This window comes from Streptomyces sp. NPDC101152 (assembly GCF_044768275.1).
Taxonomy (GTDB): domain Bacteria; phylum Actinomycetota; class Actinomycetes; order Streptomycetales; family Streptomycetaceae; genus Streptomyces.
Genome location: NZ_JBIWPO010000106.1, coordinates 1 through 9,296, shown reverse-complemented (window position 1 = coordinate 9,296; position 9,296 = coordinate 1). Strand labels below are relative to the sequence as shown.

The 9,296-nt window shown below is 70.0% G+C and carries 11 protein-coding genes and 3 pseudogenes; 6 read left to right on the top strand and 8 right to left on the bottom strand.

The annotated features are described in order from the left end of the window. Positions 1–630: 630 nt before the first annotated feature. Positions 631–984, bottom strand: a complete 354-nt coding sequence (locus ACIRVK_RS44705; protein WP_404257788.1) for an STAS domain-containing protein — start codon at positions 982–984, stop codon at positions 631–633. A 159-nt stretch (positions 985–1,143) separates the two neighbouring features. Between ACIRVK_RS44705 and ACIRVK_RS44700 the strand changes: the two genes are divergently transcribed. Continuing rightward, positions 1,144–1,608: an ATP-binding protein gene (locus ACIRVK_RS44700; RefSeq protein WP_404257789.1), complete on the top strand. Its 465-nt coding sequence runs from the start codon at positions 1,144–1,146 to the stop codon at positions 1,606–1,608. A gap of 21 nt (positions 1,609–1,629) precedes the next feature. Here ACIRVK_RS44700 and ACIRVK_RS44695 read toward each other — a convergent pair whose 3' ends face one another. After that, positions 1,630–2,190: a hypothetical protein gene (locus tag ACIRVK_RS44695; protein WP_404257787.1), complete on the bottom strand. Its 561-nt coding sequence runs from the start codon at positions 2,188–2,190 to the stop codon at positions 1,630–1,632. A gap of 742 nt (positions 2,191–2,932) precedes the next feature. Continuing rightward, on the bottom strand, positions 2,933–3,226 hold the full coding sequence (locus ACIRVK_RS44690) for an STAS domain-containing protein (protein ID WP_404257785.1): 294 nt from the start codon (positions 3,224–3,226) through the stop codon (positions 2,933–2,935). A gap of 512 nt (positions 3,227–3,738) precedes the next feature. On the opposite strand from ACIRVK_RS44690, the gene ACIRVK_RS44685 reads away from it, so the two are divergent. Continuing rightward, complete coding sequence (locus ACIRVK_RS44685) at positions 3,739–4,170, top strand: pyridoxamine 5'-phosphate oxidase family protein (protein WP_404257783.1); 432 nt, start codon at positions 3,739–3,741, stop codon at positions 4,168–4,170. A 205-nt stretch (positions 4,171–4,375) separates the two neighbouring features. Further along, positions 4,376–4,651, top strand: a pseudogene (locus ACIRVK_RS44680) (ANTAR domain-containing protein); the annotation flags it as partial. 661 nt (positions 4,652–5,312) lie between these two features. Here the strand turns inward: ACIRVK_RS44680 and ACIRVK_RS44675 are convergent. From ACIRVK_RS44675 to ACIRVK_RS44655, 5 genes and pseudogenes are all read right to left on the bottom strand, one after another. Further along, positions 5,313–5,735 (bottom strand): annotated as a pseudogene (locus tag ACIRVK_RS44675) (DUF5994 family protein). A 208-nt stretch (positions 5,736–5,943) separates the two neighbouring features. After that, the gene (locus ACIRVK_RS44670; protein ID WP_404257781.1) at positions 5,944–6,360 is read right to left on the bottom strand and encodes an ATP-binding protein; all 417 of its coding nucleotides are present in this window, start codon (positions 6,358–6,360) and stop codon (positions 5,944–5,946) included. Beyond that, positions 6,267–6,926 carry a DUF5994 family protein gene (locus ACIRVK_RS44665; protein WP_404257779.1) on the bottom strand — a complete coding sequence of 220 codons (660 nt, stop codon included), beginning with the start codon at positions 6,924–6,926 and terminating at the stop codon, positions 6,267–6,269. The genes ACIRVK_RS44670 and ACIRVK_RS44665 overlap by 94 nt, the downstream gene beginning before the upstream one ends. Then, positions 6,817–7,161, bottom strand: a complete 345-nt coding sequence (locus ACIRVK_RS44660; protein WP_404257777.1) for a hypothetical protein — start codon at positions 7,159–7,161, stop codon at positions 6,817–6,819. Before ACIRVK_RS44660 ends, ACIRVK_RS44665 begins: the two co-directional genes overlap by 110 nt. Positions 7,162–7,710: 549 nt before the next feature. Beyond that, positions 7,711–8,007, bottom strand: a complete 297-nt coding sequence (locus ACIRVK_RS44655; protein WP_404257775.1) for a hypothetical protein — start codon at positions 8,005–8,007, stop codon at positions 7,711–7,713. 172 nt (positions 8,008–8,179) lie between these two features. On the opposite strand from ACIRVK_RS44655, the gene ACIRVK_RS44650 reads away from it, so the two are divergent. The 3 genes and pseudogenes from ACIRVK_RS44650 to ACIRVK_RS44640 form a co-directional block, all read left to right on the top strand. Continuing rightward, complete coding sequence (locus tag ACIRVK_RS44650; RefSeq protein WP_404257773.1) at positions 8,180–8,662, top strand: DUF5994 family protein; 483 nt, start codon at positions 8,180–8,182, stop codon at positions 8,660–8,662. A 129-nt stretch (positions 8,663–8,791) separates the two neighbouring features. Continuing rightward, positions 8,792–9,052 (top strand): CopG family transcriptional regulator, encoded by a 261-nt coding sequence (locus ACIRVK_RS44645; RefSeq protein WP_404257771.1) that lies wholly within the window; start codon positions 8,792–8,794, stop codon positions 9,050–9,052. Further along, positions 9,049–9,201: pseudogene (locus ACIRVK_RS44640) on the top strand (VapC toxin family PIN domain ribonuclease); the annotation flags it as partial. The gene ACIRVK_RS44645 and the pseudogene ACIRVK_RS44640, both read left to right, overlap by 4 nt. Between the last annotated feature and the right edge of the window lie 95 nt (positions 9,202–9,296).

Genomic DNA, 9,296 nt, shown 5'->3' with positions numbered 1-9,296 from the left:
GCGGTCTGCGCCGGCCAGGTCACCCTCGCGGCCGCTCAGAAGGCCATCGTCACCGACTGGACCACCGCCCTGACCACCCTTCACCTCAGCTGAAGAAGCCCCTGGAGGACGGCCGTGCGGCCTTCAGGCGTGGAAAGAGCCCTGGCTGGACGGGGGAGGCCAGCCTGGGCCGTGGGTGGTGGCGTGCGGAGGGCGGTCGCCTCTCGGCGGAGGGCTCCATGGGGGCTTCGGCCGGACGATCGTCCCCATGGGCAACAGGTGGTGAGGCCCGGGGACACTGACCCTTCCGCAGCCACATCTGGATGAACGGTCAACCACCCGGGTGTGCGGGTACATGGCCCCGCCGGCGCGATCCGCCCAGAGCCGTGACCGGGGTCTGTGGCGGGGCCACTGGCCGCCGCACGAACACCCGGCAGACGATCCGCCCGGCCCGCGAAGCCAGAAGGAGCGGAGGGTTATCACCTGTCCGGCGCAGTATGGCCGCGCTCGGATGGGGCAGCCGGATGCTCAAGCCCCAAGGCGGTCTTCTGGACGTGCTGGGCGGGTTGGCACGGGTGCCGCAGTCACCCCCCGAGACCGGCTGCGGCACCGCGTGCGTAGCAGACATCAGCGCCTGGTCGGCCGCGGCCGTCAGATGGAGAGGGCTTGGCGGAGGGTGTCGCGGCAGTCGATGACGGAGTCGACGCCGACGATCTGCAGGGTGCGCAGGACGGTGCCGGTGGGGGTGGCCAGGCGCAGCCAGCCGCCTGCTTGGGCGAGGGCGTGGTGGGCGGCGATGAGGATGTTGATGCCGGTGGAGTCCATGAAAGTGACCTGGCTCAGGTCGAGCACGACAAGGGTGTCGGATGTGCTCAGAGCCTGTCGGAGAATGGGGCCGGTGTCGTGGTCGATCTCTCCAGTGAGGGTGAGCACCCGGATGCCGTCATCAGTGGTGGTGGAGACGACCGAGAGCCGGCCAGATGATCCGGTTGGTTTGGTCCTCACGTTCCCCCCCTGTACGTACACGGAGTCTTGATCCACAGGACGGCGGCCCATGCTACGGGCGGGATGTGTGGGTGGCGTAACCATCGAGGAGGCGCTGGGCGTCATCCCCGGGTGTGAGGGTACGCACGGGGGTGTGAAACGGGGAGTGACGGCTGCGTGATGGACGACGGACCGGCGGGCGACGGCTGTACCGCGCCGCCGGAATGCGTCCTGCAGGCATCCGTCGCGCTGGAGGGGGATAGGGTGTGCATCGCCCAGGCCCGTCAGCTGGCTGCGGACTTCCTTGCCCGGGCCGGGACCGGGCACGGGCTGCACATCTCGGACCGCGTGCGGGATCTGACGCAGCTCGTGGTCAGCGAGCTGGTCACCAACGCCTACAAGTACGCCCCGGGCCCGGTACTGCTGCAACTCCGTGTCACGAGGGCGGAGGTCGAGGTGGAGGTGTGGGATACCGAGCCGCAGCTGCCGGTGGCTCGGGCCGCTGACGCCGACCGGGTGGGCCAGCACGGCCTGGAGATCGTGACGGCCATCGCGGCCAGCGTCGAAACACGGCGCGAGCCGGGCGGTAAACGCATCACCGCCCGCATTGCTCTCGCCGACACCCGGCACCAGACGCTCTCCTAGGACGGCCCTGGGAGGCTTCCGCTACGGGCTCGTCAGCGCCTGGCGCTCGTGGAAGAGATCCGTCGACGCACCCATCGCAGTAACTGCGCTACCTGACAGGCGTGCGTGCAACGCTGGCATCCCAAGCCGGATGTAGCCAAAGTCCACCCCAACGGCGTACAGGCTCTCGCGTTGGTCGCGCGCCGTCTGCCCCTTCGGGCCAGCCTGGACCAGGAGTTTCTGCCACCGCGTTCCCGTGATCACTGTTCGTCGGGAGGCGTCATGGTCGTGATTGCTCTGTTCGTGCCGGTGATGCTCGGGCTCATCTTGTTCGGACTGGACGCCTTCGAGAACTTCTTGTTCCCCGACACAAAACGGTCCCAGACCGAAGCGCGGGGTGAGGATCTCATCGGTGCCGACCAGACCGTCCGGTAGATCGGTCTGGACGGTGCCCGGGAGGCCCGGCTGGTGGCCGAAGCGGCCATCGACCGCGCCCGGGAGAAGTTCGGGGCCGGCGTCATCGGTCCCGCTGGCGAGGCCGTCGATGACGCCACCGGCTGGGCGTGTGGAGTTGTCGGCGGAGCATAAGCCTGGCCTGGTCACTTCTCTGAAATCAGACCGTGAGGCTGCTCAAGCCGGTTGCCCTCGCAGAGGGTGCCAATGAGACGGGCGACGCACCCCACCAACTGACCGCGTTTCTCCTGGAACTTCAGCCAACGTCAGCTTGCCCAGCGTCGGCCGGAATGCGCTCGTCGCCCACTCGCGGCACGACGGACAAGGAGGAGGGCGACACGTCTCCCGGCCTGCCCGGGGACAGGTCCGTCCGAGAAGAGCCACCCCGAATACGTGGATAGCCCCTGGCCTCGTGGGGAAGGCCAGGGGCCACCTGTCATGACAGGACGGGGCACCGGAACACGATCTACACGGCCCCCAGCGACACGCCGGTGAAGCGCTGGGGAGCGTACGAACTCCGATGCACACGCGTGTCACCGCGCTCAACGCACACCAGCTCGGCATGGTTACGGACTTCGTCAACCGGAGGGCCGGAGCCGCCTCCTGCAGGGTGCCGCTGCAGCCCCGGCCCTCGTCCCCGCGGCCGGTTTCGCGGCGAGGCTCGCTTCGGCTTGCCCCACGGCCGCCGGGACCGGCCCGTAGAAGGCCCGCACCGCAGAACAACGCGCGGGCTTCCCGTCCGTCCTCGCCGACGAGGACGGCAGTCTCCACTGTCCCAGCCTTCCCCAGGCCAGCACCCGTCATTGCCGAAACCACTCCCGACCGTTCCGGCTTCTTTGCCCGCGCTCATCCGGTCCGCCCACGCAACCCCTATGGGCTCCGCCAGGCGGACTTACTCCGTGACGGCGTCGTCGAGACTCGCCCGCACGTCCAGCACCTGGTCCGCCCCGGTCAGCTCCAGCATCCGCCGCAGCTGCGGCGCCGGGGCGGCCACCCGCAGATCTGTGCGACCGTGCACCCGCAGCAGCAGGGTCAGCAACGTCGAATCCGCGAACCTGACCTGCGAGGCGTCCACCACCACCCTGGAATGCTCCCGCGCGGCGCGCTCCAGCACTACGGTCAGCTCACCTGAGGTGTCGAGATCGAACTCTCCGCGAGCAGTCACCACCCACGCGTCGCCTTGCATGAGCTCGACCACCTCAGCGTCCACGCCTTCATGGAGCGAGGGAGGCAGCTGAGTGTGGTGTGGGTCGGCATCCCCGGTCACGTACCTGAATATGTCGGTACTGCCCTGTGGACAGCGATCCCAGAGAGCCGGAACAGATCCCTGCAACTCCGTCGGCCAGTTTCTGGCTCACGACGGGGTGGGGGCGTCCGGGCAGTTGCTCAGGCACGAGGACTGGCCGCTCGACCTCCGTCATGCCTTCCCCGTTTTTCTCGGCAGCCCGGCCGGCCCCGCCTGCGAATCGGCCGGGTGCGCCCAGCTGCTCGTCCCCGGTGCGCGGCCTGGATGGCAGTGATGTGTGGGGCTGGGCGGCTGATCCGGAACCGGTGCTTCGACCAAGCCACCCGGCATCCGTGAGCGTCGGACCGGGATGGGGGCCCAATGGCCCTAGCGGCCGTCACCGTGCGGAGAGACGGTCAAGGTTCCGGCAACGTGCCGCCACATCAGTGGTCCCTGGGGAGCGGGGAGGCGTCGTGCAGAGCGGATCTCGTGTCATCCCGATGGCGCGGATGATCGAGCTGGGCCGTGGGGAATCCCTGGCCCTGCTGGCCAGTGTTCCCATGGGCCGTATCGGTTTCACCCAGCGGGCGCTGCCGGTGATCCGCCCCGTCAGCCATCTGGTCGACGGCGATGCCGTCGTCATCCGCACCCACGGCGGATCAGCCCTGCTGAGCACTACCGGCGTCGACCCGGTGGTGGTCTACGAGGCCGACCAGATCGACCCGCAGACACGTACCGGCTGGAGTGTCATGGTCACCGGGCCGGCCACCCGGATCACCGCACCGGCAGAGGTGGCCCGCTACCGGCAACTCCTCGTCCCCTGGATCGACATCGACATGGACCAGATCGTCCGTGTCTGCGCCGACCTCGTCACCGGCTACCGCCTCACCGGCACCCGGGCGTAGGGCAAGCCGGGGTGCAACGGTTGACCAGTGGCTGGTCCCGGGGTGCGGGGCATGGAGAGCGCGATCGGTGGCCCATGAGCCGGTGAGGCAGCCCGCGCGGCCGCTGTCAGGGCATCGGTCCTCGGTACCCGACTGGGAGCGGCCGCCTGACCGCGCAGTAGATGCGCAGCGACAACCCGCGCATGCTTGCCGCCGCCCGCGCCGGCGCCGCCCCGGCGCTTTCGGCAGGGACATCGAGACCGTGGGCTGGCTGCTGGCCTCGCACGCCGCCGTCGCCCTGGCGGATGCCCGCACCATCGGCCAGCTCGAGGACGCCATCAGGACCCGGCACGCCATCGGCGAGGCCATGGGCATCCTCATGGAACGCCACAAGCTGAGCGAGGGCGACGCGTTCAACGTGCTGCGCCGCATCTCCCAGCACCACAACATCAAGCTGCGCGACGTGGCTCAGCGGGTCCGCACCGACCGCGCCGAGAAGTGACCGCCTGGCAGCTGCTTCCCGGACGAGCCGACGGCAGGACCGCACGCGGCCCGGCAGAGGTGGTGCGGGGCACGTGCCGGGCAGGCGACGGGGGGGTGTGCCTGCCCGGCACGTGGGCAATGACCCGCACGGGGGAAACGGGCCTCGCCGGCCATTATTACTGGCCAACGGTTACAGCGCACCGGGACCCGCACGTATCACCGGTAAATGCCGCCCCCCGCTGGGCGAGGCAGTGGTATCCGGGCGAGTGCGTGGGCCGTGTAGGCGCCCGGTGCCCGGGTAGCCGCACAGGCGATACACCGGCCACGAGTGGTCCACAACGAAAGAGCTCCACATGGTCATCCCGCTTGTGAAGCAGGCGGCAGATAAGCGGGGCAGCAAGCAGGCCACGCTGAGCTATGCCGCAGCGTGGGGTCCGCACGCCATTCGCGTCGTTCAGGCGCGCCGGGATGTGCGTGCCGTCCTCGCCCACGTCCCTCCCGGCAGCCGCGCACCGGTACCCGAATCCCGGGTCATGGACGCTGAACTCGTCGTCAGCGAGCTCATCACCAACGTCCTGCGGCACGCTCCCGGCCCCTGCGCGCTCACGCTGCAGCTGACCGGCACCCACATGGCGATCAGCCTGCAGATCAACTCATTGCCCCTTCGACGCGTATCTGGGTCACACCCCGGTCACGCCTTCACTCGGCGGTGGGTTATCAGAAGCGCGCTCGCACAAAGGTCGAGCGCGGGATCGGACGCGGCGGGTCATCAGCCGGGCGGCCGTGTCGACGGGCTCCTGCGGCGGGACGACCAGGAGCACCCGGCGTCCGACGGTGTCGCAGTCCAGGGTGATGACATGCTCCTCGCCCGCGGAGCCGATCGGTTCCACGGTGATCACTCGGCCGGGTGCCATCACCGTGTGCGGTACGTCGGGCTATTGGGCGGCGTCCACGGTGACGTGCACCGGGGTGCCCCAGCCGGGCTCCAACTCGGCGACGAGCGTGGGCAGTTCCAGTTCCAGGGCGTCGCAGCGCGGCCACCATGAGCCGTCCAGCGGGCCATGGCTGAGGCCCGGAGTGAGCGCCAGGCGGGGCAGAGGCATGCGGTAGGTGTGCCCGCCGTTCGTGGGTGGGCCTTCGGCCGGCGTTCTGTCGGGTTCCATCGTGCGGTCCCGTCCCGGGAGCCGAGGGCGGCTGCCCGCTTCGTCACTCGCCGGGAACGGCACCGCCGGTCGCGCTGCGCGAAGCCCTCGGTACGTTCAGGTTACGCCTGGACGGGGAGGAGCGGACCGAGGGGTGACGCCCCGGCCGTCACAGCGCCAGTACCGCGCGCACTTTGTTGCCGCCCCCGTCGACCGGAACGATGTCGAAGTGCTGCGCCAGGCACCGCACCATGGCGAGGCCCCGCCCACTCTCACCCCAGTTCGTGAGTGGTCGCACACGAGGCCGACCGGGGCTGCCGTCGTAGACCTCGACGGTCACCTGCGTGTCGGACACGTGCAGGCGCAGGCGGCAGCTGCCGCCGTGCCGCGTGGCGTTGGTGACCAGCTCGGAGACGATGAGGGTCGCGTCGCCGATGTGCTCTGCGTCGAGCCCCGCCGTCCTGCGGTCGGTCCGGGCGAGGAACTGCGAGGTCAACTTGCGTGCCCTGCCCGCCGATTCGGCTTCGTCGGGCAGCAGGTACTCGACTCGTACGGAACGCCGATGGGTACGCCGACGCGTACGCATGGCGGATCACTTCCCCTCCTGGGCCAACCCGACCACCATGGCCGTGGCCACACGCCGGGCCGCGGCATGTCCTGCCCGGCCGGGCCTGCCCGGTGCTGATGCCCGGTGCAGGTGATCGCCAACCGGAAACGGGAGGGCCGGGCATCGTCGGCAGGGGCACGGTGCTGCTCCGTGGAGGTCACGCGGCCCCTGCCAGTGCCTCCTCCCGCGTCCTGGAGGAGGGCGCTCGCGGTGAGGTGGAGCGCGGGATCGGCCGCGGCCGTCATCACCCGCTCGGCCGTGGCCGTCTCGGTCCTTGGCGGGATGATCAGCAGGTCCCGCCGTCCGACGCCATGGGCGAAGGGCCGGACGGCGTGCGGGTCGAAGCCGGACGTGAACCTTGCTGCCCGCACCGTGTGGCCGGCGACGGGCAGGTCGCGCAGTGCCTGAGGCCAGGAGCGACGGTGTGGGCCCGGTTCACGCGCGCAGCAGCCGCCCGGTGATCTCCCGGTACTCCCGCAGCGCGAGCCGGAGTTCGGCGGACTGCGTGTCGAGGCCCTGGTCCTGCCAGCCCGCGCGCAGTACACGCCGCCGTTCCGCGAGGGCGTTGACCAGCGCGTCGGTGGCTTCGTCGAAGGCGCTCTCGGCCTCCTCCAGGGCCTCGCCCGGAGCGTCCGCGAAGGTATTCACGGCGTGTCCGAGGCGGCGGACGATCCTGTCCCGTGCGTCGGACGGGATCAGCGGGTCCGGGCTCGGGGAGCGGCGCTCGCCGAGGCCCGCGGGCCGGTCGGCGGGCTGCTGGGCGCGTGTCTGGTCGTACATCGTCGTATGCACCGTTCCCGTTGTGATGGGGGTCGTCGCCCGAAGACGCCCTCGGCCTTCTCGGCGGAATGCTTCAGGCTGCCGGCAACCCGGTCGGCCCTGCCCTTCACGGCCCTGCGCCGTGCCGCCAGTCAACGTCCGGCGACGATCCGTGTCAACGCGGCACCGGCCCGAGCGCACCACGTCCGGGGCCTGGTGGCTCTTGCGCAACGACAGAACGCCTGCCGGGCGGGCTCCGCCGGGCACCGCGGACCACGTCGCCCCGCCAGGCCAGCGGGGGGAGTTCCTGAGCCAGGTCACGTGAGCGGGCCACCACGCGCCGTCCAGTTCGACGTGTCCCGGGGCACGGCTCACCGCTTTGAGGGCCAGGCGTGCCGTCGGGTGCTCAGGGGCATGGCGCTCAGCGGGGCACGGTCGGTGGCCGCGGACATCGATCGATGAGGACCCGTCTCCGGACCCCGGTGCGTGGTCAGTGGTCCGGTGTCGTCGCTCACCAGGAACCACACTGGCACCGGGGCCGGTGCCCGAAATGCTCCCGATGACCTCACGCTACTCCCCGAACAGGCCGGACGGACCACTGCCGGCCGCCGGCTCACCCCGTATGCGGTCCTTCTCCGAGGAACGGCTGGTCTCCAGCCAGGACCGCGCCGGTTCCGCCGCCCGCGTCGTGTCCACAACGAGTTCGAGACGCGTTCCTCCCCCGGCGCCCGCCGGATAGCTGCGCTGCTCGGTGGCCGCGAAGCAGCGGCGGAGCACCTCCGCGACGCGACGGGCGACCTCGGGGTCGGCCGCGACGATGTGTACGTCGGCGTGCCCTTCCGAGGGTGATTCCGTGGGCTGTTGCATGGCGACCTCGTCGTCTGGGCACGATCGGCGGAGCGGATCTTCGACTCTACTCCGGCCGCCTCGCGGCTCACGCGCGTCGCCAACGGACTTCCCGGCCGCTGTGAGTCGCGGAGTACCGTGAAACGAGGAATCCACTCCGCGTTTCCCGCCGGCGGACAGACAGGTGAGTGTGATGCCCGACTCCGATCCTCCGCGTACGTCAGGGCTCCTGCCGGACACACTCCACCAGGTGGTGCCCGGGACGGCTGTCGTACGGCTGGAGACGACACATGACAGGCAGGGCGTTCTGGACGGGGCATGGTGGCCGCGGTCCCGTGACATCGCGGCCGAGCTGCCCGCCCTGATCGCCGCGCTGACCGAGCATCTCGGGCCCGTCACACGCGTCGGCTTGGACGCCACCGCCTGGGTGGAACTGCCGACGCGACTGATCATCGACGACCGCGTGGTCCACATCGACTCCTTCCCGGTCGGCGACGACACCGTCCTCGTCACCAGGGGCGACCAGGACCACTTCTCTCTCCTCGTCATCCCGCCGCACGCGACCCCCGAGGCGGCACGCGCAGCGATGGTCGAAGCGGTAAGCGCGGACAACATCACCCAAGCCGCACAGATTCTCATCGACACCGGCACCGGCCGGGTGGCGCCAGAGACGTGACGACGGTCGGTCCGGTGCCGGGATGGCCGAGGTGGCGAAGCCGCCCGAGACGATCCGGGTGGCGAGGAAGCTGTGAGGTCGATCCGGTCGGCCCTCGGCCACGGGACAAGGAAAATTACGTCAGCCTACATGTCCATGAAGCGCACGAACGTCTACGCGGATCCCGAGGACCTGGCGATCGTCAAGGAGGCCGCCAAGCGCCGGGGCATAAGCGAGGCCGAGATCATCCGCCAGGGCATCCACCTCTCGGTCATGGCGAACCGGGTCTGGGACGAGCCGCTGTTCTCGCGCACGTTTGAGGGGTCGGGGCGCACGCTGTCCAAGTCGGAGGTCCGCGACACGGTCGTCGAGGCCGTCGGGCGTGAGACCGGCTCCGGATCCGCCGTGTGATCATTGTCATCGCCGATACGTCCGGCCTTCGGGCAGCGCTGGACTCGGCTCACCCGGAACACCGGGCGGCGAACGAGGCCATCATGGCGGCGGGCCTGCTGGTGATGTCCCCGCCTCTGCTAGCCGAACTGGATCACGTGGCGACGCGTTACTGACCTTTTCGGGTTGCGTTCGGGTGGTGACGTTGGGTGATCCATGCGGTATGCCGGTGTTATGCGGTACGCGGATGGTGGGGGCCTGACTG

Excerpts from the sequence above, each read along its gene's own strand:
- ACIRVK_RS44645 (WP_404257771.1), top strand. The coding sequence starts at position 8,792 with ATGTCCATGAAGCGCACGAACGTCTACGCGGATCCCGAGGACCTGGCG.
- ACIRVK_RS44655 (WP_404257775.1), bottom strand. The coding sequence starts at position 8,007 with ATGCAACAGCCCACGGAATCACCCTCGGAAGGGCACGCCGACGTACAC.
- ACIRVK_RS44700 (WP_404257789.1), top strand. The coding sequence starts at position 1,144 with ATGGACGACGGACCGGCGGGCGACGGCTGTACCGCGCCGCCGGAATGC.
- ACIRVK_RS44660 (WP_404257777.1), bottom strand. The coding sequence starts at position 7,161 with ATGTACGACCAGACACGCGCCCAGCAGCCCGCCGACCGGCCCGCGGGC.
- ACIRVK_RS44690 (WP_404257785.1), bottom strand. The coding sequence starts at position 3,226 with ATGCAAGGCGACGCGTGGGTGGTGACTGCTCGCGGAGAGTTCGATCTC.
- ACIRVK_RS44670 (WP_404257781.1), bottom strand. The coding sequence starts at position 6,360 with ATGCGTACGCGTCGGCGTACCCATCGGCGTTCCGTACGAGTCGAGTAC.
- ACIRVK_RS44650 (WP_404257773.1), top strand. The coding sequence starts at position 8,180 with ATGCCCGACTCCGATCCTCCGCGTACGTCAGGGCTCCTGCCGGACACA.